The organism is Klebsiella sp. C349492 (genome assembly GCF_042055345.1).
Taxonomy (GTDB): domain Bacteria; phylum Pseudomonadota; class Gammaproteobacteria; order Enterobacterales; family Enterobacteriaceae; genus Klebsiella; species Klebsiella scottii.
Genome location: NZ_JANQCE010000006.1, coordinates 190,423 through 215,709 on the forward strand (window position 1 = coordinate 190,423; position 25,287 = coordinate 215,709).

Here is a 25,287-nt window from a genome sequence, read left to right on the forward strand (position 1 = left end):
CCTAAGCCAGATTGACCACAGAAGAGCCAAACCCTTCTGCGTTCGTTGTGTGTTGAAACCAGGCGAGCTGCTGATGTAGCTGCACCACTTCGCCCACCACCAGCAGAGCCGGCATCGGGGCATCTTTCGCCAGGTGTTCCAGTTGTTCTAACGTGCCGATCGTCGTTTGCTGATCGGCGCGAGTGCCGCGGGAGATAACCGCTACCGGCGTGTTCCTGTCGCGCCCGTGCGCGATCAGCTGCGCGCTGATTTCCGCCGCCTTCATCGTGCCCATATAGATAGCCAGCGTTTGCCGGCTCTGCGCCAACAGCGCCCAGTCGAGCGGCGCGCTGTCCGCCTTGTAGTGGCCGGTGACAAAGGTCACGCTCTGCGCGTAATCGCGGTGGGTCAGCGGAATTCCGGCATACGCCGTCGCGCCCGCTGCTGCGGTCACGCCGGGAACAACCTGAAAGGAGATCCCCGCAGCCGCTGCCGCCTGCAGCTCCTCGCCGCCGCGACCGAAAATAAACGGATCGCCGCCCTTCAGGCGCACCACCGTTTTGCCCTCTTTCGCCGCCGCGACCAGCATCTGATTCGTTTCATGCTGCGGTACCGAATACTCTCCGGCGCGTTTACCAACGCAGATCATCTCCGCATCGCGACGCACCAGCTCGCGTATCTCCGGCGTTACCAGACGATCGTAAAACACCACGTCCGCCCGCTGAATCGCCTGAAGACCGCTTAGCGTAAGGAGTCCGGCATCACCCGGCCCGGCGCCGACAAGGATGATTTCACCCAACCGCTTTTCCGGCTGATACAGCTCATCCTCCAGCGCCTTATCGGCGGCGGCTCTGTTGCCGGCAATCATCAGGCTGACAAAGCGGCCGTTGAAAACGCGCTCCCAGAAACGGCGCCGCGCCGCGGTAGTGGTCAGATGCGTTTTAATATGATGCCGCCAGTAGCTTGCCGCTTCGGCAACGCGTCCCAGATTGGTCGGCAGCAGCGCTTCAATTTTTTCGCGTATCATCCGCGACAGTACCGGCGCCGAACCGCCCGAAAAGATCGCCACCAGCAGCGGGGAGCGATCGACAATGGAGGGGAAGACCACCGAACAAAGCTGCTGATTGTCCACCACATTCACCAGGCGAAAGCGCGCGTTCGCGGCGGCAAAAACCCGCTGGTTCAGCGCGTCGTCTTCGGTGGCGGCAATCACCAGGAAAACGTCGTCGATCTGCTGTTCCTGAAACGCTTCTGCGCGCCACGCTATTTCCTGGCGCTCGACCAGCTCAGCAAGCTCATCGGATAGCGCAGCGGCCACAATCTGCACTTTCGCCCCCGCCCGACGCAGAAACATGATCTTGCGCTCGGCAATCTCGCCGCCGCCGATAACCAGCACCGGCCGCTCTTTTAATTCGGCAAATAAGGGCAAATAGTCCACGATGCCATAACTCGCTTACAATCAGTCATAGTGCGACTATAGGGTGCCACTTAGAGCAAATGAAATTACGAAATGGAATGAGTTGTTACTCAAAGGAATAACGACCTGGGAAAGCAAAGATCAAAAAGTGCTTAACATGCGACTTTTCCGCTATTTAAGAGCAAATGAAATTGTTTAACCTCGGTCACAGTTTCATACTAAGCGGGTCAAATTGTTCTGTTGCCGTAAGGACCCTCTTATGTTTTCCGCGTTGTGCCGCCGCCTGCTTCCACTGGCGCTTGGCGCAGGTTTTGTCTTCTCCGCCCCGGCTTTTAGCGCTATGGGCGAAACCGCTAATACGCAGGCTCGTCATATCGCGACCTTTTTCCCCGGAAGAATGACCGGCTCGCCCGCAGAGATGCTGTCGGCGGACTACCTGCGTCAGCAGTTCGCGCAGATGGGCTACCAAAGCGATATCCGCAGCTTTCATACGCGCTATATCTACACCACCAAAAATCAGCGACAGAACTGGCAAAACGTCACCGGCAGCACGGTGATTGCCGCCCACGAGGGCAAGGCGCGCCAGCAAATCATCATCATGGCGCACCTCGATACCTACGCTCCCATGAGCGATAGCGACGTGGAAAAAAACCTCGGCGGTTTAACCCTGCAGGGGATTGACGACAACGCCCTTGGCCTTGGCGTGATGCTGGAACTGGCCGAACGACTCAAGAACGTGCCCACCCATTATGGCATTCGCTTTATCGCTTCCAGCGGTGAAGAGGAGGGCCGCCTCGGGGCGCAGAATCTGCTGAAGCGTATGGGCGACGAGGAGAAGAAAAATACCCTGCTGGTGATCAACCTCGATAATCTGGTGGTCGGCGATAAGCTCTATTTTAATAGCGGCCGCAGCACGCCCGCGTCGATTCGCAAGCTCACCCGCGACCGGGCGCTGGCCATCGCGCGTAGCAAAGGGGTTGCCGCCTTCAGCAACCCAGGGCTGAACCGTGACTATCCGCAGGGCACCGGCTGCTGCAATGACGCCAGCGTTTTTGACAGCGCCGGAATCCCGGTGCTGTCGGTGGAGGCCACTAACTGGTCGCTCGGTAAGAAAGATGGTTTTCAGCAGCGGGCAAAATCACCCGCTTTCCCAGACGGCAACAGCTGGCACAGCGTTCAGCTGGATAATCAGCAGCATATCGACAAGGCGCTGCCCGGCCGCATCGAGCGGCGCAGCCGCGACGTCGTCAAGGTGATGCTGCCGCTGGTGAAAGAGCTGGCGAAGGCCGATAAGCGCGGCTAGCTGGCGCTTTGCTGCTGCCGGTTGCACGAAAAAGCCCTCAGCGTGAAGCGCGAGGGCTTTTTTTAAAACTCAATATGTTTAAAGCAAACGTCTTTAAAACAAAGGCGATCGAGACCTACCCTTCGTGCAGCCCGCACTCGCGCTTCAGGCCAAAGAAGCGCGTCTCTTCTTCCGCCATCCCCGGCTCCCATTTACGGGTGGTGTGGGTATCCCCCACGGAGAGGTATCCCTGATCCCACAGCGGATGGTATTTCAGGCCGTGCTTCTGCAGATACTGATAAACGGTGCGGTTATCCCAGTCGATAATCGGCAGCACCTTAAATACCCCGCGCTGAATCGCCAGCACCGGCAGCGTTGCCCGGCTACCGGACTGTTCGCGGCGCAGGCCGGCAAACCAGGTACGGGTGTTCAGCTCCTGCAGAGCGCGGTTCATCGGCTCGACTTTGTTGATGTCATTGTATTTCTCAATGCCCTCAACGCCCTGCTCCCACAGCTTGCCGTAGCGGGCTTCCTGCCAGGCCGGGCTGGTCTGCGCCCGATAAACTTTCAGATTCAGCTGCAGCTTGTCGGTAAGTTCATCAATAAACTGATAGGTTTCCGGAAACAGGTAGCCGGTATCGGTGAGGATCACCGGAATATCCGGACGGATCTGGTTAACCAGATGCAGGCTAACCGCCGCCTGAATACCAAAGCTTGAAGAGAGCGCATAGTCGCCGGGCAGGTTTTCCAGCGCCCACGCCACGCGTTCTTCGGCGCTGAGCTTCTCCAGCTGAGCGTTGGTTTCCGCCAGCTGCAGTACGCGTTCAACTTTCGGCAGTTCATTTAGCGCGTTGAGATCGAGTACGGACATAGTTACCTCGTTATTTTCCCTTCACCTCATTCCGCTCCCCGTAAGCAGGGAGGGAATCGTCAGGCGCAGATGAATAGGTTTATTCCCAGAAATCACGGGCTGGATCGAGCACCGGACGCACGATACCCGCACGCACCGTAAAGTCGCCGAAGCCTTCACCCGCTTCGCGCTCTTTCGCCCAGCGCCCGACCAGTTCGTCTATCGAATCGAGAATTTCCGACTCGGTAATATTTTCGCGATACATGCGCGGAATGCGCGTTCCGCTGCGGTTGCCGCCAAGGTGCAGGTTGTAACGGCCCGGCGCTTTACCGATCAGCCCAACCTCCGCCAGCAGGGCGCGGCCGCAGCCGTTCGGGCAGCCGGTCACGCGGGTGACGATATGCTCCTCGCCCACGCCGTACTTGCTCATCACGCCGTCCACCTTATCAATAAATGACGGCAGGAAGCGCTCCGCTTCGGCCATCGCCAGCGGGCAGGTCGGGAAAGAGACGCAGGCCATCGAGTTTTCACGCTGCGGGGTGACGCTATTCATCAGCCCGTGATCGCGAGCCAGCTTTTCGATCTTCGCCTTCTGATCTTCCGGCACGCCGGCAATAATCAGGTTTTGGTTCGCCGTAATACGGAACTCGCCTTTGTGGATCTTCGCAATCTTCAGCAGGCCCGTCTTCAGCGGACGCCCCGGATAATCAAGGATACGACCGTTTTCAATAAACAGCGTCAGGTACCAGTTATTGTCGATACCTTTCACCCAGCCAATCCGATCGCCGCGACCGGTAAACTCATACGGACGGATCGGCTCGAATTTAATGCCGGCACGACGCTCAACTTCGGCCTTGAAGGTTTCAACGCCAACGCGTTCCAGGGTGTATTTCGTTTTCGCATTTTTGCGGTCGGTACGGTTGCCCCAGTCGCGCTGGGTAGTGACCACCGCTTCCGCCACGGCCAGAGTGTGCTCAAGCGGCAGGTAGCCGAATTCGCTGGCGGTGCGCGCGTAGGTTTTCTTGTTGCCGTGCTCAATAGACAGACCGCCGCCCACCAGCAGGTTAAAGCCCACCAGCTTGCCGTTTTCGGCAATCGCCACGAAGTTCATGTCGTTGGCGTGCAGATCGATATCGTTCTGCGGCGGGATAACCACGGTGGTTTTGAACTTACGCGGCAGATAGGTCTGGCCAAGGATCGGCTCTTCGTCCGTGGTGGCCACCTTCTTCTGATCGAGCCAGATCTCCGCATAGGCGCGGGTGCGCGGCAGCAGGTGCTCGGAGATTTTTTTCGCCCACTCGTAGGCTTCAGCATGGAGCTGAGACTCGTTGGGGTTAGAGGTGCACAGCACGTTACGGTTCATATCGTTGGCCGTCGCCAGCGCGTCCAGCCCCACCGAGTGCAGCATCTGGTGCACCGGCTTGACATTCTTCTTCAGAATGCCGTGGAACTGGAAGGTCTGACGGTTGGTCAGACGAATGCTGCCGTAGATCGTGTTATCGGCGGCAAACTTATCGATCGCCTGCCACTGTTTGGTGGTGATCACCCCGCCCGGCAGGCGGCAGCGGAGCAGCATCGCGTGACGCGGCTCGAGCTTCTGCGCCGCGCGTTCGGCGCGGATGTCGCGGTCATCCTGCTGATACATGCCGTGAAAGCGGATCAGCAGGAAGTTATCGCCTTTAAAGCCACCGGTGAGGGGGTCGTTTAAGTCTTCCGCGATGGTGCCGCGCAGGTAGTTGCTCTCTACCTTCATACGCTCGGCGTCGGTCAGTTTACCTTCGACCACCAGCGGTCCAGGATGTTTTTCGCTCATTAGTAGACATCTCGCTGATAACGGCGCTCAACGCGCAGCTCACTTAAAAATTCGTCCGCCGCTTCGGCGTCCATCGCGCCGAATTCGGCAATCACTTCCAGCAGCGTCTGTTCAACGTCTTTCGCCATGCGATTGGCGTCGCCGCAGACATAAATATGGGCGCCGTCATTAATCCAGCGCCACAGTTCGGCCCCCTGCTCGCGCAGCTTGTCCTGAACATAGACTTTTTGTTGTTGATCGCGGGACCAGGCCAGATCGATGCGGCTCAGTACGCCCTCTTTGACGTAGCTTTGCCATTCAACCTGGTAAAGGAAATCTTCCGTAAAGTGCGGGTTGCCGAAGAACAGCCAGTTCTTGCCCTCGGCGCCTTCCGCCGCGCGCTGCTGCATAAATGCGCGGAATGGCGCAATGCCGGTACCCGGGCCAATCATGATGACCGGCGTCTGCGGATTAGCAGGCAGGCGGAAGTTATCATTGTGTTCGATAAAGACGCGGACTTCGCCATCTTCTTCCACGCGATCGGCAAGGAAGCTGGAAGCGCCGCCGGCGCGCGCGCGGCCTTCGATCTCATAGCGCACAACGCCGACAGTCACGTGAACTTCGTTTTCCGTTTCCGCCTGCGACGAGGCAATCGAGTACAGGCGCGGCGTGAGCGGGCGCAGCAGGTCAATCAGCGCCTGGGCATCCAGCTGCGCCGGAGAGAAGCGCACCATATCGACGATCGGCGTGGTAGCGGCGTAGTGCTGCAGCTGCGCTTTATCGCCCACCAGCGGCAGCAGCGTTTCGCTGCGCGTTAGGGTGGCATAGTTCTCCACGATGTTGGCGGTGTTCACCGTCAGCTCAAAGTGCCACGTCAGCGCTTCGGCCAGCGGCAGCGTCTTGCCGTCTACGCTAACCGGCTCGTCGCCCTTCAGCCACAGCAGTTCGGCCAGCTCGTTGACCAGCGCCGGATCGTTCTGATACCAGACGCCCAGCGCATCGCCGGGCTGATAGCGCAGGCCGGAGTCGCCAAGATCGATTTCAACGTGGCGCACGTCTTTTTCCGAATCGCGACCGGTAATTTTTTGGTTTACCGAAAGCGTCGCGGTCAGCGGCGCTTCTTTGGTATAGGGGCTGGTGTGAATGTCATTGACCGCGCCGCTTGTCGCCAGCTGAGCCGGCGTCGCCGCCGGGGCGCGGGCTTTCAGCACCTCGACCACGCGGGTGCGCCATTCGGCCGCGGCGCCCTGATATTCAACGTCGGAGTCAACGCGATCGAGCAGACGCTCCCCGCCCAGCTCGGCCAGCCTGCTGTCGAAGTCTTTACCCGACTGGCAGAAGAATTCGTAGGAGGTATCGCCCAGGCCAAAGACCGCAAAAGCGGTGCCTTCGAGCTTCGGCGCTTTTTTCGAGAGCAGGAATTTATGCAGCGCGACGGCTTCTTCCGGCGGCTCACCTTCGCCCTGGGTTGAGGTCACGACGATCAGCAGTTTTTCGGAGGCTATTTGTTTGAATTTATAGTCGCCTGCGTTAACCAGCTTGACGTTCAGCTGCGCTGCCTGAAGGTCGTCACGCAGCGCTTCTGCCACGCGGCGGGCGTTGCCGGTTTGCGAGGCGGAAAGCAGCGTAATGCTCGGGACTTCCGCAGCCGGGGCCGGAGCGGCAGCCACCGCGCCGGGGTGCTGATTCAGCACGCCCCAAAAATAGCCGGAAACCCAGGCAAGCTGGGTCGGAGTGAAGTCTGTCGTGGCCGCCTGCAGGCGCGCCATTTGCTCCGGGTTGAGCGGCAGCAAATTGGAAGGTGGGACCTGTGTCGTCATGCGTCGTTATGTTCCAGTAAGCAAAGCTGTTATTCGCACCCTGTCAGCGCGGCAAAAACAGAAGAGAATGTAAGGTTAACGGCGCTGATAGTAACAATTAAATAAGGGATGGAAATAACAAATAACCAAATGAACTAACCTGTTTTATCTATAGTTATTAACAACAAAATCGATTAAATAACCACATGAAATATAAAGAGATAATATGCATCAGCGCGGCGGATGCGGCGATTTTCCGCTCAGGGCCGTTTTAGTTAATGCTAAAAAATGTACTTTCCGGTACCCTACGGCGGTTTTTTGTCTTATTGAGAGTAAAAGATGTCCACCACCCTGTTTAAAGATTTTACCTTCGAGGCCGCCCACCGCCTGCCCCACGTACCGGAAGGTCATAAGTGCGGTCGCCTGCACGGTCACTCTTTTATGGTACGTCTGGAGATTACCGGCGAAGTCGATCCTCATACAGGTTGGATCATGGATTTTGCCGAGCTTAAAGCCGCCTTCAAGCCGACCTACGATCGCCTGGATCACTACTATCTGAACGATATTCCAGGGCTGGAGAACCCGACCAGCGAAGTTCTGTCGCGCTGGATTTGGCAACAGATTAAACCCGTTGTGCCGCTGCTGAGCGCGGTGATGATTAAAGAGACCTGCACGGCGGGCTGCGTCTATCGCGGCGAGTGATTAAAGCCTTTGTGTCGATGGTCAATATTCCTTAGATAACGCCATGCTAGCCTATGCGCTCTGGGTATCTGGGGCGCAATATGGCTGACGATTTTGATATTATTATCATCGGTGCAGGGATAGCCGGCACCGCTTGTGCTCTACGCTGCGCGCGGGCAGGACTTTCGGTCCTGCTGCTCGAACGCGGCGAACTTCCCGGCAGCAAAAACCTCTCCGGCGGGCGCCTGTACTGCCGCGCTCTCGCCGAACTTCTCCCTCATTTTCAACAATCCGCGCCGCTTGAACGCCGTATCACCCAGGAAAACCTGACCCTGCTGACCGACGAGGGCGCCACAACCTATTCCAGCCTTCAGCCCGGCGGCGACTCCTGGAGTTTACTGCGCGCCCGTTTCGATCCGTGGCTGGTTAACCAGGCCGAAGGCGAAGGCGTACAGTGTATTACCGGCGCGACGGTCGCGGCGCTGTATCGCGAAAACGGCCGGGTTTGCGGGGTCATTTGCGATAACGAAACGCTGCGCGCCCGCTATGTCGTGCTGGCGGAAGGGGCCAACAGCGAGCTGGCGGAGCGTCACGGTTTACTCCCTCGCCCGTCCCCAACCGCCATGGCGCTGGGGATCAAAGCGGTGCTGGCGATGGAGCGCAAGACGCTGGAGGATCGTTTCCGCCTCGAGGGCAACGAGGGCTCCGCCATGATATTCACCGGCGGAGTCTGCGGCGATTTACCCGGCGGCGCGTTCCTTTATACCAATCAGGATACGCTCTCATTCGGTATCGTATGTCCACTCTCCTCGCTGGGAAAAGGTGCGGTTCCTGCCTCCGGGCTGCTGGATCGTCTCAAATCGCATCCGGCCCTGCGTCCTCTGCTGCACGGTAGCGAAACGCTGGAATATGGCGCGCATCTGGTACCTGAAGGCGGCCTGCACGGCATGCCGGCGCAGTATGCCGGAGAAGGCTGGCTGCTGGTCGGCGACGCGCTGCGCACCTGCGTCAATACCGGCTTCACCGTGCGCGGGATGGACATGGCCTTAATCGGCGCCCAGGCGGCGGCGCAAACGTTAATCCAGGCCTGTCGGCACGGCGCGCCGCAAAATCTGTTCGCGCAATACCATCAGGAGATCGAGCGCAGCCTGCTGTGGGACGTGCTCCAGCGCTACCGGCACGTTCCCGCGCTGCTGCAGCGCCCCGGCTGGTATCGCCGATGGCCCGCGCTGATGGACGATATCTCCCGCGAACTCTGGCAGCAGGGCGAAGGCCCGGTCCCGCCGCTGCGCCAGATAGTCTGGCGTCATCTTCGCCGTCATGGCCTGCGCCATCTGGCAGGCGATCTTATCCGGAGCTTACGATGTCTGTAGCACGTAACGTCTGGCGTCCCGCCGACGACCCGCATATTGTCCCGGCGGCTGCGCCCGACCTGGAAGTCGTCGAACGGCTCATTGCATCCTGTCCCGCCGGGCTTTTTTCGCGAACGGCGGAAGGCGGCGTGCAGGTCGACTATCGGGGATGCCTGGAGTGCGGCACCTGCCGGCTATTATGCGATGAGGCAACGCTCAAAGAATGGCGCTATCCTGACTCTGGATTCGGTATTACGTTCCGTTTCGGCTAATAAAACGACTCGTTATAATTCAGGCTGCAGGAACGCTCGCGCCCCCGCAGCCTGAATTATAACGAGTAAAATACGAAGGACACATCATGCCCCTGTTACACCTGCTACGACAAAATCCGGTCATTGCGGCCGTCAAAGATAACGCCAGCCTGCAGTTAGCCATCGATTCCGAGTGCCAGTTTATTTCCGTGCTGTACGGTAATATCTGCACCATCAGCAACATCGTGAAGAAAATCAAAAACGCCGGTAAATACGCGTTTATTCATGTCGACCTGCTGGAGGGGGCGTCGAATAAAGAGGTGGTGATTCAGTTTTTGAAGCTGGTTACCGAAGCGGACGGGATCATCAGCACCAAAGCGCCGATGCTAAAAGCGGCCAGAGCGGAAGGCTTTTTCTGCATTCATCGCCTGTTTATCGTCGACTCTATTTCCTTTCACAATATCGACAAGCAGGTGGCGCAGTCCAACCCGGACTGTATTGAAATCCTGCCGGGCTGCATGCCAAAAGTGCTGGGATGGGTGACGGAGAAGATTCACCAGCCGCTGATTGCCGGCGGCCTGGTCTGCGACGAAGAGGATGCGCGTAATGCGATGAAAGCCGGCGTGGCGGCCCTGTCGACCACCAACACCGGCGTCTGGAAATTAGCGAAGCAGCTTAATTAATCCTGCGTACAGGCTACCAGTGCTTTCAGTACCGGTAGCCAGTCATCCACGATGCCGACATCCGCCTGAGAAAATACCGGCGCGCTGGCGTCATGATTAATCGCCACGATAAATCGGCTCCCGCGCACTCCCGCCATCAGCGCCGCCGCCCCCGATGCCCCCGCCACAATGCAGATATCCGGGGCCAGCAGATGGCCGGAAATACCCACCAGGCGATCGGCATCATAGCCGCCATTCATCACTCGCGCTCGGCTGTAGCCCGCTTCCGCGCCCAGGTTTTGCGCAAGCGCCGCAATGCCTCCCGCATCGGCCTCTTCCCCGCCCTGCCCGACAACCAGCACCCGCTCCGCCGCCAGCAAAGGGTGCGCGCCCGCGCGCTCAACGCGCTCAATCTCCGTCAGCCACTCGGGCTGCGCCGCCGGTACGATACGGCGCTCAGGCAGGCCGTCAGGAAAATCCCCGGACGCATTCCCTCCGGGCTGGCGCGCCAGGGAGAGGCACAGCGGCCGGGCGCTCACCTCCAGCGTGGCCGTCAGCGCGTTGCCCCAATGAGACTTTGTCACCCGGCCCTCCGGCACGTTCAGCGATTGCACCTGGCATACGCTGCCTCCCCGCAGGCGCCAGGCCAGCCGCGTGGCCAGCTCATCGGCCAGCGCTCCCGCCGGGAATAGCACCATATCCACCGGCGTCTGTCGCCACTGAGCGACCAGCGCATCCAGAAGCTGCCCGGCAACCTCCGCCCCGGCGTCTGGCGTCCAGCGCTCGAGATCCGCCGCAGCGAGATCGTTTGCCGCCAGCCAGCCGCCCATCGCGGCGCGATCGCCGGCCGCCATAACTATCGCTATCTTCATGGCCGCATCCTCTGGCATAAATAGTTCTCCCATAGCGCCCCGGCTTTCTCCTGCGCCGTCGCGCCCTCAACGATAACGGCCGCGCGCCGCGGCGCCGGGCGCATCAGGCGCAGGCACTGAACGTCAGACGTCGCCTCAACGGTCGCCGCCTGGCGCACGATGTCCGCCTTTGCCGCCGCCAGGCGCTGGCGCATGCCGGGTACCGGGAGCGCCACTTCGCCGCACTGCCTGACGGCAATCACCGCCGGTAGCCGCACCCGGCAGCGGCGGATGCCGGAGTCCGTTCGCTGCTCGACAACGGCGAAAGGCGGTTCGAGCGTAAAGCGTTCAACCTGGGTGAAACAGGGCCAGTTGAGCATTTCCGCCAGCAGAAACGGCGTCTGGCCATTTTGCCCTTCGCTGCTCTGACAGCCGGTCACGATCAGCTCCCCGCCGTGGCCGCGCTGCCAGCCGGCAATCTGTCCGGCGATAAACGATGGCGCAAAGCGCAGATCCGCTGCCGTCTCCAGCAGCACCCGCTGGTCAAACCCCAGCGCGGCAAAGTAGCGCAGCCAGTGCAGCGCGCGCTCGTCGCCAATGCTTAGTGCGCTCAAGGTCATCTCGCAGCCCGCATTGCGCTGGGCCAGCAGCAGCGCGGCGGCGGCCTGCTCATCGGCGCCGATAGCGCTGCGCAATAGTGCGACATCCGGCCCGCAGGTATCCAGCGCGGCGGCCTGCCAGTCCTTTTCCGCCAGCATGCCGGCGTCAGGCTCCGGCTTAAACGCCAACAGAATGTTCATTCGCTCCTCCTTGTCTTTTGTCGCCGCTCCCGGCAGCAGCCAGCGGCAGCGCTTTGGTTTCCGGGGCCCACAGCCAGGTCACCACAAAGCCGATCAGCAGTACGCCGGCCAGTAGCAAAAGGGTGACCGTCATCCCCCACTGCGCCAGGGTCCAGGGCAGCAGGCCGGTGCCGATCGCGGCCCCAAGCCGGCTCATGGCGGTTGCGAAGCCAACGCCCAGCGAGCGGATATCCGTAGGAAAGCTTTCCGCCGGTAAAATCCCCACCAGGTTGCTGACTGCCGAAATCGTGGTACTAAACAGGATAAAAAGCAGCAGCGTCCAGGGGCTGCCTGCCGGCAGGCAGGCCATGACGAGTAGCGTCGTCGCCAGCAGCAGAAAGCTGCCGAGCAGGAAATGACGATGGGCCAGCAGATGGGTTAATACCAGGCCCAGCAGCGCGCCAACGATCAGCAGCGCATTCAGCAGCAGGCTGGCGGTCAGCGCATCTTCAAGACCGATGGTTTCCGCGATGGTGGGCAGCCAGGTATAGATAACGAACCACGGGATCACCAGGCAGACAAAGAAGATGCTGTTAAATGCCGTTCGCCGCCAGTAGCGCGGTGAAAACAGCGTTCTGATCCGTTTATTGGTTGCCGTCACCACCTCGTCGCCGAGCAGCACGTGCGGGCCAAAGCAGCGGCGCACCACCGCATGAGCCTCGGCGAAGCGGCCCTGGCGTAATAGCCAGCGCGGAGACTCCGGCGTCCCCCAGCGCAGCAGCGTGATTAACAGCGCCGGTAGCGCGGATGAGGCCAGCAGCCAGCGCCAGGCCTCCGGGTTTTCGCTAATAAAGTGGTGCCCGGCGAGGCTTGCCAGAACGTACCCGATGGTCCACACCACGCTAAACGCCCCGAGCAGGATGCCCCTATGCCGGCGCGGCGCAAATTCGGCGAGCAGCGTATGGCCCACGGAGTAATCCCCGCCCAGCCCAATGCCTATCAGGATCCGCAGGCCAATAAGCTGTTCAGGCGTGGTGGCAAAAAACTGCAGAAAAGAAGCGATGGTAATCAGGACAAAGCTGAGGTTGAAAATCTTCTGGCGGCCAATGCGATCCGAGACCCACCCAAGGGTCAGGCTACCAATAAACAGCCCAAGCAGCGCCGCCCCGCCGATCATCCCGGCCATAAAAGGCGTCAGGTGCATGGCGGGGGTCAGCTGGATAATGGCGTAACCGATGACGCCGAGGACGTAGCCGTCAACCAGGTGCGCGCCGAAGGTTAGTGCAGCAATCCGGCAGTGAAAACCGTTAAGCGGCAGGTCGTCCATTCTCACCGGTGAAGCGTTCATTTCTACCCCTTCATGGTCCGGTAAAGGCGGCTTCCCGGTTGAGAAGCCGTATATACCCGTCATACCTCAAGCGGCTTGTGGGTTAGCTTTGTTACCCGGCTCATCCATGAGCCTCGCCCTTGAGGACCGCCGCTACACGGCGTTCAAATCTGTTCCGGACAGATTTGTCGCTCACCCAACATAGCTATCTATGCTCCAGGGGATTGACTCTCTTGCCGCCTGCAAGCAACTCGAATTATTTTGGATATAACTATTATTTTTCAATCGGGTAAATCGTTCCGGTATTCATAATTCCGTTTGGATCAAACTGCTTCTTCAGCCCTTCCAGCAGCGGCCACGCGCTGCCGTGCTCCAGCTTGCTCCAGTGAACGCGATGTTTACCGATTCCGTGGTGATGCACCATTGAGCCGCCGAGGCGAATGGTCTCTTCGCAAATGATCTTGTTGAGCGGGTTATGGTATTTATCAATTTCCTCTTCCGGCTTACAGTCCACCACGTTGTAGTCGTAGACGAAGTACATGTTGGTGCCGTTCATATAGCTATGAGAAGAGTGGCCGCCCAGCATGGTGATATCGTCCGCGTGCGGGAACTCGGTGCGGATGCGGTTGATTACGCTTTCATAGATCTCATTGATGCAGCTCCAGCAGCCCGACACCTCCGTGGTAAAGCCCATATTGCCGGTTTTGAGGATCTGTACGCGTTCGGCAGCCACTTTTTCCGGGCCCCAGTTGAGGTGGTTGAACCAGGTTTCGATCAGCTTGCTGTCTACGCGCCGGCACTGCGGATAGCGCGCGACAACCTGCGCAATACCTTCCCCGGTTGCTTTCGCCATCAGCGGGTTGCCTTCGGCCATAAAGATCAGCACGCATTTGCCATCGGCAAAATGGGTAAAGTGCTGGGTGCCGTCCTCGGCATCGTACAGACGGGCGATCGACGGGCGATAACCTTCCACCATGACCTCGCGCAGGATGCTGAAGCCCACCTTCATATCGTCCAGCACGTAGCCGTAGAACAGGTTATTTTCCGGCGTGAACCTGAAGATTTTCACCGTCACTTCGGTGATATAGCACAGCGCACCTTCGTTGCCGATGATGATATGGCGAATATCGGGCCCGGCGGCGCGGCGCGGAACGTTTTTGATGCGGGTGACGGTGCCGTCGGGCAGCACGGCCTCAAGCCCGACTACCATATCTTCGATCGCCCCGTAGAGCGTGGAAAACTGGCCGATGCTGCGGGTTGCCACCAGGCCGCCCATCTGCGCCAGCGGCTTGGACTGCGGCGAGTGCCCGGTGGTGTAGCCTTTTGCCCGCAGCGCGTTTTCGAGAATTTCCAGCGGCACGCCGCACTGCGCGGTTGCCTGCATATTTTCAATATCAATATTCAGGATTTGGTTCATCCCGGCACCGTCCAGCACCACAGAATTTTCCACGACGGTTTCGAGGCCACCTTCGGTCGCCGAGGCGCCGGTACGCGGTACGCCGTTGATCTTATGCTGGTTCATAAAGGACAGTACGTCAGAAACCTGTTCGGTCGAGCCTAGCTTAACGACCGCGGCGGGCAGCGGCAGCGTAAAGACGCCGTGGATGTCGGCATATTTACGAAAGCGGTCAATACTGTTGCGCTTTAAAACGGTTTCATCGGTGATCACGCGATCGGAACCGACGATTTCTTTTAACTGGTCAACAATCGCTTCACGGGATAAAGACATAGTAATACCTTCCTGATAATTAATTCGGAACAGACACTTCATCCTTCAAGCTGCCTCTTTATTAACGGCTTTTATAAACCCCAATAACATTGCGTTCTATATTACCGGAGATTTATTTCCTTACGGCCTCGATGCATCCTGAATGATATTTTGTGACATAATTAATAAAAATACAGAAACCACCGGTTAAGAATTAACGTACCAGATAACCGCCGTCGACAACCAACAGATGGCCGTTAACATAATTGGATGCCTGACTGGCTAAGAATACGGCTGCGCCCATTAGGTCCTGAGTATCGCCCCAGCGGTTTGCCGGAATATGGTCCAGCACTCGCTGATTGGTTTCGGGATTGCTGCGGGTCGCCAGCGTAATATCGGTTGCATAATATCCCGGGGCGATACCGTTGACCTGGATATTATACTGACCAAGCTCGTCGCAATATGCCTTAGTAAAACCGGCAAGCGCGTGCTTAGTTGCAGAATAAGCCGGTGACCACTGGCCGCCAAGGTAAGAAAATAATGAGCAGATATTAATAATTTTGCCGCTGTGTTGCGGGATCATAATTTTTGCCGCTTCATGGCTGAGCTCGAAGGGTGCCGTCAGGTTAACATCGATCATCGGGTCCCAATCCGCACGCCCGAAGTCCAGCACCTTATTCAGTTTACAAATTCCGGCATTGTTGACGAGGATATCGACCGTGCCAAAGCGTTCACAGCAGGCGGCGATGATCTGCTGCGGCGCGCCTTTGGCGGTAATATCCACCTGCATAAACTCAACTTCAACACCCTGTTTTTCAATAATTTCTTTCGTCTCTCCGTTATCCTTGACGACGCTTGGGATAAACAGATTCGCTCCCGCTTTAGCCAGCGCCATAGCAAAGGCCTGACCCAGCCCGCTATTGCCGCCGGTCACAATTGCCGTTTTACCTTTCAGAGAGAAGAAATCCATTGAGAACGCGTTAAGAGATTCGATTGACATAGTTGGCTCCAAATTCCTTTAGGCAAAAAAAAAGAAAGGTAACTTCCCCCACGAGAGGGAAGTTACCTTTCTCATTGTCTCTGGTAACTGAGCTAATTTTTTAGCACAGCGCCCGGGCACCTAATGTGATCGCAATCACAGATAAATATTTCATTCATAAATTATGCGCAAAGCTATGAAGCGTGATTATTCTCACACTAAAACCCACGCTGACATGTTATTCCTAATCGCAATTACTAGAGACCAGAGAAAAGTAATCCACCTGCAAAGGCGGTTTACTTTTCTCTTTTTTTCGTCTATTTAAAATGAGATCACGATATGCAACAGAATTCATATCGCCGTTGGATAACCCTTGCCATTATTAGCTTTAGCGGCGGCGTCAGCTTTGACCTTGCCTATTTACGCTATATCTATCAAATCCCAATGGCAAAATTCATGGGATTTAGCAATACCGAAATCGGCTTAATTATGAGCACCTTCGGTATTACTGCTATTATTCTTTACGCCCCCAGCGGGGTTATTGCTGATAAATTTTCCCATCGTAAAATGATTACTTCAGCGATGATCGTTACCGGCCTGCTCGGTTTATTAATGGCGACCTATCCACCGCTGTGGGCCATGCTTTGTATTCAGGTCGCCTTTGCCATCACCACCATTCTGATGCTGTGGTCCGTTTCAATTAAAGCCGCCTCGCTGCTCGGCGATCATAGCGAGCAGGGGAAAATCATGGGCTGGATGGAGGGGCTGCGCGGCGTCGGCGTTATGTCGCTGGCGGTATTTACCATGTGGGCATTTTCCCGCTTCGCCCCTGACGATAGCAACAGCCTGAAGGTCGTTATCCTGATTTACAGCGTGGTTTATATCCTGCTGGGGATATTGTGCTGGTTCTTCGTCAGCGACGCGCCTCAGCGCGGCGGCGCGGCGCAGGAAGATAAAAAGGCGTTTCAGCTGAGCGATATTCTCGCCGTCCTGCGCATCAGCACGACCTGGTACTGCAGCATGGTCATTTTTGGCGTCTTTACCATCTACGCCATCCTCAGCTACTCCACCAACTATCTGACGGAGATGTACGGTATGTCGCTGGTGGCCGCGAGCTATATGGGGATTGTCATCAACAAAATCTTCCGCGCGATTTGCGGCCCGCTGGGCGGCATTATTACCACCTACAGCAGAGTGAAATCCCCGACTCGCGTCATTCAGCTGCTGTCGATCGTGGGGGTTCTGGCGCTTATAGCGCTGTTAGCCACCAATTCAAACCCGCAGTCCGTTGCGATGGGGATCGGCCTGATCCTGCTGCTGGGCTTCACCTGCTACGCTTCGCGCGGGCTCTATTGGGCCTGCCCCGGCGAAGCGCGGACGCCGGGCTACATCATGGGAACAACCGTCGGTATCTGCTCGGTTATTGGCTTCCTGCCTGACGTTTTTGTCTATCCGATCGTCGGCCACTGGCAGGACACCCTCCCTGCCGCAGACGCTTACCACAATATGTGGCTAATGGGCCTGGCCGCGCTGTGCATGGTGATCCTCTTTACCTTTTTGCTGTTTCGTAAAATACGCCGCACCGACGCCGCGACAGAACGCGAGGCATCGCTGGCCGCAGAAACTGCTGGCGAGTGATGGTGAAAATTTAAAGGAGAATAATAATGTCGAAGAAATACATCATTGGAATTGATGGCGGGAGCCAGAGCACCAAGGTCGTGATGTACGACCTGCAGGGAAACGTGGTCTGCGAGGGAAAAGGCCTGCTGCAGCCAATGCACACGCCGGACGCCGATACGGCGGAGCACCCTGATGATGATTTGTGGACCTCTCTCTGCGCCGCCGGGCAGGATCTGATGGGCCGGTTCGCGGGCCAGAAAGAAGATATTGTCGGCATCGGTCTGGGCTCCATCCGCTGCTGCCGCGCGCTCCTTAAAGCCGACGGTACGCCCGCAGAACCGCTCATTAGCTGGCAGGACGCCCGCGTCACCCGGCCTTATGAACACACCAATCCCGACGTGGCCTGGGTCACCTCATTTTCCGGCTATCTGTCGCACCGTTTAACCGGCGAGTTTAAGGACAATATCGCCAACTACTTTGGTCAGTGGCCGGTGGATTACAAAACCTGGGGGTGGAGCGACAATGATGAGGTCGTTAAGCAGTTTAATATTCCGCGCCGGATGCTATTCGACGTGCAGATGCCCGGCACAATTCTGGGTCATCTCACCGGCCAGGCGGCTCTCGCGACCGGCTTCCCGGCAGGATTGCCCGTTATCTGCACCACCAGCGATAAGCCGGTTGAGGCGCTCGGCGCAGGGCTACTGGATGATGAAACGGCGGTTATCTCATTAGGCACCTACATCGCCCTGATGATGAACGGCAAAGCGCTGCCGAAAAATCCCGTCGCCTACTGGCCGATTATGTCCTCCATTCCGGAGACGCTGCTGTACGAGGGGTACGGTATTCGCAAGGGAATGTGGACGGTTAGCTGGCTGCGGGACATGCTGGGCGAATCCTTAATTAAGGACGCCGGGGCCCAGGGCCTGTCGCCGGAAGATCTGTTAAATAAAAAGGCCGCAACGGTGCCACCGGGCTGCAACGGTTTAATGACCGTACTGGACTGGTTAACGAACCCCTGGGAGCCATATAAACGCGGGATAATGATCGGTTTTGATTCCGGCATGGATTACGCGTGGATTTATCGCTCCATTCTGGAGAGCGTTGCGCTGACGTTGAAAAATAACTACGACAATATGTGCAATGAAATGAATCACTTCGCTAAACATATCATCATTACCGGCGGGGGTTCGAACAGCAACCTCTTTATGCAGATCTTCGCCGATGTATTTAACCTGCCGGCCAGACGCAACGCTATTAACGGCTGTGCAAGCCTCGGGGCGGCAATCAACGCCGCGGTTGGATTGGGTTTGTATCCCTCCTACGCGGCAGCGGTTGCAAATATGGTGCGGGTAAAAGATACCTTTATGCCAGTAGAGAAGAATGCCAACAGGTATGAGGCATTAAATAAGGGGATCTTCAGGGAGTTAACCACGTATACGGATACGATTTTGAAAAAGTCGTATGCGGTCACCCACGGTAGCCTGGAAAACGTTGACGCGATTCAAAGCTGGTCGAACGCGTAGCGGACGCGCCGGGTAGAACGCATCTACCCGGCGATTTATCAGGCAATATTCAGATACTTATGCGTTTGCATCGATAGCCGCCAGTTGCGGGCGATGCAGGTCTCAATACACAGACGCGTCGCATCCTCTTTTTGGCTGATAGGCTGCAGAGCAATAATCCGCGGCTTGTCGTCGGTGAGCGTTTCCAGCAGTTCATCCAGCGCTTCGATATCGCGCACGCGCCCCACCGGATGCTTGATTTCGTCCGCCCGCAGCAGCGCTTGCGACAGCACGTCGTAACCGCCGCGCATATTGACCTTAGGGGAAACCGTCACCCAGGCCCGCGGGCTACAGCGCACCTCATGGGTGCCGCTGGTTTCAATCTGACAGCTGAAGCCGTTATGTTCAAGAAGGGTCGTCAACGGGGTGAGATCGTGAATACAGGGCTCGCCGCCGGTGATCACCACGTGACGAGCGGTCCACCCCTGACGGCCAATAATCGCCAGCAGATCTTCGCCGCTGGCCGGGCCCCATTTATCGCTCTCTTTGGTTTTCGCCAGAATGCTGAACAGCGACACTTCCCGATCGGCAAGTTTGTCCCAGGTATGTTTAGTATCGCACCAGGCGCAACCAACCGGGCATCCCTGCAGGCGAATAAAAATGGCGGGCACGCCGGTAAAGTAACCCTCGCCTTGCAAAGTCTGGAACATCTCGTTAATCGGGTACTGCATAATCATCTCTGTTTAGGTTCTAAACGATCATTATCGCAGATTTGCGCGCCCAGGTCTTGTCCTCAGCTGCGATGGCGCGCGCCTCTCCCCCCATACCCTAAGCAACGCCCTATCCGCCATCTGACGATAAAACTGCGGCTATTATTCCTCTTTACGCTGCCAGATTTATGGATTATCCGCACCGTATTAATAATTCATTTTATTTTTTAGATTCGCGCCTTTGATGTAACAAAAAATTTTAAATATTACATTAATGAAAAATATTAAAACCTGAGAAATAAATAAAATAATCAATAAAATCATTAATGTACAAACTGATACATGAAAGTTCGAATCTTTATAAATAGCCTGATGTCGAATCCAATCCACGCCCGTTCATAACCTTAAAACAGTCTTAAGAATTGGTTTAAATGGCCCATTTTCCATTTACCCGCCGTTTAGTTTAGCCCGCCTAGAATCCACTCGACTAACCATGATGAGACTGTATTCATGAATACATTATTAATTACAGGCGTTACCGGATTTCTGGGTGGAGCAGTTTTAGAGAATATCCTGAATCAAAAAAATGGGGTTAATCTGCTGCTTTTAGTTCGTGCCAATAATGGTGAAGCAGCGCTTGCCCGGGTTAAAGACAATCTGCGTAAATTCAATATCGCTGAGGAGACGCTGGCGACGCTGAGCACCCGGCACATACTGCTGGGCGATTTGGCGAATCCTGAAGAATTCCTTGCCGATCCGCGCCTTGAGCGCGTTACCCACGTGCTCAACTGCGCCGCCGTCGCTTCGTTCGGCAATAATCCGCTGATCTGGAAGGTCAACGTCGAAGGGACGCTCCGCTTTGCCCAACGCATGGCCGAGGTCTCCGGGCTGCAGCGCTTCCTGCACGTTGGCACGGCAATGTCGTGCTCGCCGGAGCCTGATTCTCTGGTCGCGGAAAGCGCCGAATTCCGCGAGCGCGCCGAACATCTTGTCGAGTACACGCATTCTAAATCGACCATCGAGCGGCTGATGCAGCAGGAGTGCCCGACGCTCCCGCTGGCTATCGCCCGCCCCTCTATCGTCGTCGGCCATACCCATCACGGCTGCCAGCCCTCCAGCAGTATCTTCTGGGTATTCAGCATGGGCCTGATGCTGCAAAAGTTCATGTGTTCAATGGAGGACAGGATTGATGTTATTCCCGTTGATTACTGTGCCGACGCGCTGCTGATGCTGCTCGACAGCCCGCTTGCCCGTGGTGAAGTGGTGCATATATCGGCGGGGGAAGAAAACAGCGTCAGGTTTGCCGAAATTGACAGCGCGATGGCCTCCGCGCTGGAGCGGCTGCCCGTCGGCGACAGCTATGCCCAGGTGAGCTATGAGACGCTGGTTAAGATGCGCCGTGAGCTAAAGGACATCTTTGGTCCGTGCAATGAGCGCCTGATGCTGAAAGCCATGCGTCTGTATGGCGCATTCGCCACGCTTAACGTACGCTTCAGTAACGATAAGCTGCTGAGTATGGGGATGCCCAAACCGCCGCGCTTTACCGATTATATTGACCGCTGCGTGCAAACTACCCGCGGGCTTTCGATCCCGCAGCAAATGGCCGTCGACTTTAAATAATCGCCGCTGTGCAGACAAAAAAAATGCCAGTCCGGCAGACTGGCATTTTTATATCAGATAAAGACCGGCTTATGCCTGACCTTTGATCTCTTTACGACCGTTGTACGGTGCTTTTTCGCCCAGAGCTTCTTCGATACGAATCAGCTGGTTGTATTTAGCAACGCGGTCAGAACGGCTCATAGAACCGGTTTTGATCTGGCCTGCAGCGGTACCAACAGCCAGGTCAGCGATGGTAGCGTCTTCAGTTTCGCCTGAACGGTGAGAGATAACGGCAGTGTAGCCAGCGTCTTTCGCCATTTTGATCGCAGCCAGAGTTTCGGTCAGAGAACCGATCTGGTTGAATTTGATCAGGATGGAGTTAACGATGCCTTTGTCGATACCTTCTTTCAGGATCTTGGTGTTGGTTACGAACAGATCGTCACCAACCAGCTGGATTTTGTCGCCCAGAACTTTAGTCTGGTATGCAAAGCCGTCCCAGTCAGATTCGTCCAGACCGTCTTCGATAGAAACGATCGGGTACTGTTTGGTCAGGTCTTCCAGGAAGTGAGTGAACTCTTCAGAGCTGAACGCTTTGTTGCCTTCGCCGGCCAGAACGTATTTACCGTCTTTGTAGAATTCAGAAGCCGCGCAGTCCATCGCCAGAGTGATGTCTGTGCCCAGCTCGTAGCCAGCAGCTTTAACCGCTTCAGCGATAACCGCCAGAGCTTCAGCGTTGGAACCCAGGTTCGGCGCGTAGCCGCCTTCGTCACCAACTGCAGTGTTCATGCCTTTAGCTTTCAGAACTTTAGCCAGGTTATGGAACACTTCAGAACCCATACGTACGGCTTCTTTCAGGGATTTAGCGCCAACCGGCTGAATCATAAATTCCTGGATGTCGACGTTGTTGTCCGCGTGCTCGCCGCCGTTGATGATGTTCATCATCGGAACCGGCATGGAGTATTTGCCCGGGGTACCGTTCAGCTCGGCGATGTGTTCGAACAGCGGCTGACCTTTAGCAGCGGCTGCTGCCTTGGCGTTCGCCAGGGACACGGCCAGGATTGCGTTCGCACCGAAGTTAGATTTGTTTTCAGTACCGTCCAGATCGATCATGATCTTGTCGATGCCGGCCTGGTCTTTGGCGTCTTTGCCAAGGATTGCCTGAGCGATCGGGCCGTTAACCGCGCCAACAGCTTTCAGTACGCCTTTGCCCATGAAACGGGATTTGTCGCCATCGCGCAGTTCCAGCGCTTCGCGGGAACCAGTAGAAGCACCTGACGGAGCTGCTGCCATACCAACGAAACCACCTTCCAGGTGTACTTCGGCTTCAACAGTCGGGTTACCACGGGAGTCGATGATTTCACGACCGATGACTTTAACGATTTTGGACATTAGATTTTCCTCAGTACAAGTTAAACTAAAACTCCAGACAAACAATGCACCCGGATGGGTGCATTGCCGTTCTAACTCTTTTACTTCGCCTGACGCTTCTGATACTCGCTTGCCGCTTTCACAAAACCTGCAAACAGCGGATGGCCATCGCGTGGCGTAGAAGTAAACTCCGGGTGGAACTGGCAGGCCACAAACCACGGATGGTTCGGCACCTCGATGATCTCGACCAACTGATCGTCCCCGGAACGGCCCGCAACGCGCAGGCCCGCATTTTCAATAGGTTTCAACAACATGTTGTTGACTTCGTAGCGGTGACGATGGCGCTCGGTGATTGTCGGCTCGCCGTACAGCTGGCGCACCAGGCTCTCTTCGTCCAGCTGGCACTGCTGCGCGCCCAGGCGCATGGTGCCGCCGAGATCGCTTCTCTCAGTACGAACTTCAACGTTGCCTTCTTCATCACGCCATTCGGTAATCAGCGCCACTACCGGGAACTTACAGTCTGGCACAAATTCCGTGGAGTTGGCGTTCTCCATCCCCGCTACGTTGCGCGCGAACTCAATCAGCGCAACCTGCATGCCCAGGCAAATACCCAGGTATGGAATATTGTTTTCACGCGCAAAGCGCGCGGTGGCAATCTTACCTTCAACGCCGCGGTAGCCGAAGCCGCCCGGGATCAGGATAGCATCTAAATTCTTCAGAATTTCGACGCCGCGCGTTTCCACATCCTGCGAATCAATCAGCTTGATGTTCACGGTCACGCGATTTTTCAGACCGCCGTGTTTCAGCGCTTCAATCACCGATTTGTAGGCATCCGGCAGCTCAATGTACTTGCCGACCATACCGATGGTGACTTCGCCTGCCGGGTTAGCCTCTTCGTAGATAACCTGTTCCCATTCGGCCAGGTTTGCTTCCGGGCAGTTCAAGCTGAATCGTTTACAAATATAATCGTCCAGCCCCTGAGATTTCAACAGGCCTGGAATTTTATAAATGGAATCGACATCTTTCAGAGAAATAACGGCCTTTTCCGGGACGTTACAGAACAATGCAATTTTAGCACGTTCGTTCGCCGGTACCGCCCGATCGGAGCGACAGATCAGAATATCTGGCTGAATACCGATAGAAAGCAGCTCTTTTACGGAGTGCTGAGTCGGTTTGGTTTTGACTTCACCGGCTGCTGCCATGTACGGCACCAGGGTCAAATGCATAAACAGGGTATGCTCACGGCCGATTTCTACCGCCATCTGGCGAATAGCTTCGAGGAACGGCAGGGATTCGATATCACCCACGGTACCGCCGATTTCAACCAGCACCACGTCGTGACCTTCGCCACCGGCAAGCACGCGCTCTTTAATGGCATTAGTAATGTGCGGAATAACCTGTACGGTTGCGCCCAGGTAATCACCACGGCGCTCTTTGCGCAGAACGTCGGAGTAAATACGGCCCGTAGTGAAGTTATTGCGGCGACTCATTTTGGTACGGATGAAACGCTCGTAATGACCCAGGTCCAGATCGGTTTCAGCGCCGTCTTCAGTAACGAACACTTCCCCGTGTTGGATAGGGCTCATGGTACCCGGATCGACGTTGATGTACGGATCCAGTTTCATCATGGTCACGTTAAGCCCACGGGCTTCGAGAATAGCTGCGAGGGAAGCTGCGGCAATGCCTTTACCCAGAGAGGATACGACCCCGCCGGTCACAAAAATATAGTTCGTTGTCATGCTGAACCTGAGAAGTTAGGGTGAAACGATGGAATAACCAGGACGGGAAAGTAGTATACCCGAACACGACGAGCGCCACAAACTTTCATTCTCCGTCTCCTTTCCAGGTCATGACAATCATAAGGAGTGAGAAAATAGCTCCTTTTGGGTAAATGTTTTTGACGCAAATCAAGCGCTTGTCATTTAAAAAATCACACAAATTGCGCTTGATCGCAAAATTTCGTTAGAGATCAGTTTCCTGCCGCTTTACCTCTTGCCACACTTCTTCCATGGTATCGAGGTCAACGCCGGTCATCTCCAGCCCGCGAGCGGTCACAATCCGCTCAACTTCGCGGAAGCGACGCTCAAATTTCAGGTTGGCTTTTTGCAGGGCGACTTCGGCTTTAACGCCTAAATGGCGGGATAAATTGACCGTCGCAAACAGCAGATCGCCAACTTCCTCCTCCAGTTTAGCTTCATCTACCACCGCCTGCTGCACTTCGTGCATCACCTCATCGATCTCCTCGTGCACTTTGTCCAGCACCGGACCGAGCGAGGTCCAGTCAAAGCCAACCCCCGAGCAGCGTTTTTGTATTTTATGCGCGCGCATCAGCGCCGGCAGGCTATGCGGAATATCATCCAGCGCGGAGTGCTGGGATTTTTCCGCCCGCTCGGCGCTTTTAATCTCTTCCCAGCGCGCCAGCACTTCCGCGCTGGTACCGGCGCTGGCATCGCCGAAGATATGCGGATGGCGGCGCTCCAGCTTGTCGCTGATAGCGGCGCAAACGTCGTCAAACGCAAAACGCCCTTCTTCCTGCGCCATCTGGGCGTAGAACACTACCTGGAACAGCAGGTCTCCCAGCTCGCCGCGCAGATCGTCGAAATCTTCGCGGGCGATAGCATCCAGCACTTCATACGTTTCTTCGAGGGTATAGGGAGCAATGGTGGCAAAAGTCTGCTCTTTATCCCACGGGCAGCCGTTCTCCGGGTCGCGCAGGCGTTGCATTATCCCGAGCAGGCGGTCGATTTGAGTCATGGTGATTCCTTGCAAAATGTTGGTC

General features: G+C 56.4%; 21 protein-coding genes. 8 read left to right on the top strand and 13 right to left on the bottom strand.

All coding sequences use genetic code 11. The annotated features are described in order from the left end of the window. Position 1 precedes the first annotated feature (1 nt). Positions 2-1,408 (bottom strand): siroheme synthase CysG, encoded by a 1,407-nt coding sequence (gene cysG, locus NWP14_RS20925; protein ID WP_375215976.1) that lies wholly within the window; start codon positions 1,406-1,408, stop codon positions 2-4. Positions 1,409-1,655: 247 nt separating this feature from the next. Here cysG and NWP14_RS20930 point away from each other — a divergent pair, with 247 nt between their 5' ends. Further along, on the top strand, positions 1,656-2,699 hold the full coding sequence (locus NWP14_RS20930; protein ID WP_095098575.1) for an aminopeptidase: 1,044 nt from the start codon (positions 1,656-1,658) through the stop codon (positions 2,697-2,699). A gap of 115 nt (positions 2,700-2,814) precedes the next feature. On the opposite strand, the gene cysH is transcribed toward NWP14_RS20930, so the two are convergent. From cysH to cysJ, 3 genes are all read right to left on the bottom strand, one after another. Beyond that, a complete protein-coding gene (gene cysH / locus NWP14_RS20935) occupies positions 2,815-3,549 on the bottom strand; it encodes a phosphoadenosine phosphosulfate reductase (RefSeq protein ID WP_095098579.1) in 735 nt (244 codons plus the stop codon). A 79-nt stretch (positions 3,550-3,628) separates the two neighbouring features. Then, complete coding sequence (gene cysI / locus NWP14_RS20940; protein ID WP_346430784.1) at positions 3,629-5,341, bottom strand: assimilatory sulfite reductase (NADPH) hemoprotein subunit; 1,713 nt, start codon at positions 5,339-5,341, stop codon at positions 3,629-3,631. After that, entirely contained in the window at positions 5,341-7,140 is a 1,800-nt protein-coding gene (gene cysJ / locus NWP14_RS20945) for an NADPH-dependent assimilatory sulfite reductase flavoprotein subunit (protein ID WP_375215915.1), read from the bottom strand. Before cysJ ends, cysI begins: the two co-directional genes overlap by 1 nt. Before the next feature lie 318 nt (positions 7,141-7,458). Between cysJ and queD the strand changes: the two genes are divergently transcribed. The 4 genes from queD to NWP14_RS20965 all read left to right on the top strand — a co-directional run bounded on the left by queD (position 7,459) and on the right by NWP14_RS20965 (position 10,086). Then, positions 7,459-7,821, top strand: a complete 363-nt coding sequence (gene queD, locus NWP14_RS20950) for a 6-carboxytetrahydropterin synthase QueD (RefSeq protein ID WP_095098587.1) — start codon at positions 7,459-7,461, stop codon at positions 7,819-7,821. An 80-nt stretch (positions 7,822-7,901) separates the two neighbouring features. After that, complete coding sequence (locus NWP14_RS20955; protein ID WP_331833502.1) at positions 7,902-9,173, top strand: FAD-dependent oxidoreductase; 1,272 nt, start codon at positions 7,902-7,904, stop codon at positions 9,171-9,173. Next, on the top strand, positions 9,164-9,424 hold the full coding sequence (locus NWP14_RS20960) for a ferredoxin family protein (RefSeq protein ID WP_375215916.1): 261 nt from the start codon (positions 9,164-9,166) through the stop codon (positions 9,422-9,424). The genes NWP14_RS20955 and NWP14_RS20960 overlap by 10 nt, the downstream gene beginning before the upstream one ends. Before the next feature lie 86 nt (positions 9,425-9,510). After that, entirely contained in the window at positions 9,511-10,086 is a 576-nt protein-coding gene (locus NWP14_RS20965; protein WP_041146964.1) for a glycerol-3-phosphate responsive antiterminator, read from the top strand. On the opposite strand, the gene NWP14_RS20970 is transcribed toward NWP14_RS20965, so the two are convergent. From NWP14_RS20970 to NWP14_RS20990, 5 genes are all read right to left on the bottom strand, one after another. Beyond that, a complete protein-coding gene (locus tag NWP14_RS20970; RefSeq protein WP_375215917.1) occupies positions 10,083-10,937 on the bottom strand; it encodes an electron transfer flavoprotein subunit alpha/FixB family protein in 855 nt (284 codons plus the stop codon). The genes NWP14_RS20965 and NWP14_RS20970 overlap by 4 nt on opposite strands. Then, positions 10,934-11,716, bottom strand: a complete 783-nt coding sequence (locus NWP14_RS20975) for an electron transfer flavoprotein subunit beta/FixA family protein (RefSeq protein ID WP_375215918.1) — start codon at positions 11,714-11,716, stop codon at positions 10,934-10,936. Before NWP14_RS20975 ends, NWP14_RS20970 begins: the two co-directional genes overlap by 4 nt. After that, positions 11,694-13,106: an MFS transporter gene (locus tag NWP14_RS20980; protein ID WP_375215919.1), complete on the bottom strand. Its 1,413-nt coding sequence runs from the start codon at positions 13,104-13,106 to the stop codon at positions 11,694-11,696. The genes NWP14_RS20975 and NWP14_RS20980 overlap by 23 nt, the downstream gene beginning before the upstream one ends. A 190-nt stretch (positions 13,107-13,296) precedes the next feature. Beyond that, positions 13,297-14,751, bottom strand: a complete 1,455-nt coding sequence (locus NWP14_RS20985) for an FAD-binding oxidoreductase (protein ID WP_095098611.1) — start codon at positions 14,749-14,751, stop codon at positions 13,297-13,299. A 193-nt stretch (positions 14,752-14,944) separates the two neighbouring features. Then, on the bottom strand, positions 14,945-15,730 hold the full coding sequence (locus NWP14_RS20990) for an SDR family oxidoreductase (protein WP_095098614.1): 786 nt from the start codon (positions 15,728-15,730) through the stop codon (positions 14,945-14,947). Between the two features lie 318 nt (positions 15,731-16,048). Between NWP14_RS20990 and NWP14_RS20995 the strand changes: the two genes are divergently transcribed. Both NWP14_RS20995 and NWP14_RS21000 read left to right on the top strand, forming a co-directional pair. Beyond that, positions 16,049-17,347, top strand: a complete 1,299-nt coding sequence (locus tag NWP14_RS20995; protein ID WP_095098617.1) for a nitrate/nitrite transporter — start codon at positions 16,049-16,051, stop codon at positions 17,345-17,347. 26 nt (positions 17,348-17,373) lie between these two features. Continuing rightward, complete coding sequence (locus NWP14_RS21000) at positions 17,374-18,852, top strand: FGGY-family carbohydrate kinase (protein WP_375215920.1); 1,479 nt, start codon at positions 17,374-17,376, stop codon at positions 18,850-18,852. 38 nt (positions 18,853-18,890) lie between these two features. Here NWP14_RS21000 and queE read toward each other — a convergent pair whose 3' ends face one another. Beyond that, positions 18,891-19,562 carry a 7-carboxy-7-deazaguanine synthase QueE gene (gene queE / locus NWP14_RS21005; RefSeq protein WP_041147731.1) on the bottom strand — a complete coding sequence of 224 codons (672 nt, stop codon included), beginning with the start codon at positions 19,560-19,562 and terminating at the stop codon, positions 18,891-18,893. A 489-nt stretch (positions 19,563-20,051) separates the two neighbouring features. Here queE and NWP14_RS21010 point away from each other — a divergent pair, with 489 nt between their 5' ends. Beyond that, entirely contained in the window at positions 20,052-21,161 is a 1,110-nt protein-coding gene (locus NWP14_RS21010; RefSeq protein WP_375215921.1) for an SDR family oxidoreductase, read from the top strand. 69 nt (positions 21,162-21,230) lie between these two features. On the opposite strand, the gene eno is transcribed toward NWP14_RS21010, so the two are convergent. The 3 genes from eno to mazG all read right to left on the bottom strand — a co-directional run bounded on the left by eno (position 21,231) and on the right by mazG (position 25,262). Beyond that, positions 21,231-22,529: a phosphopyruvate hydratase gene (gene eno / locus NWP14_RS21015; protein ID WP_095098626.1), complete on the bottom strand. Its 1,299-nt coding sequence runs from the start codon at positions 22,527-22,529 to the stop codon at positions 21,231-21,233. 80 nt (positions 22,530-22,609) lie between these two features. Beyond that, entirely contained in the window at positions 22,610-24,247 is a 1,638-nt protein-coding gene (pyrG, locus tag NWP14_RS21020; protein ID WP_095098629.1) for a glutamine hydrolyzing CTP synthase, read from the bottom strand. Between the two features lie 223 nt (positions 24,248-24,470). Next, complete coding sequence (gene mazG, locus NWP14_RS21025; RefSeq protein WP_095098632.1) at positions 24,471-25,262, bottom strand: nucleoside triphosphate pyrophosphohydrolase; 792 nt, start codon at positions 25,260-25,262, stop codon at positions 24,471-24,473. Between the last annotated feature and the right edge of the window lie 25 nt (positions 25,263-25,287).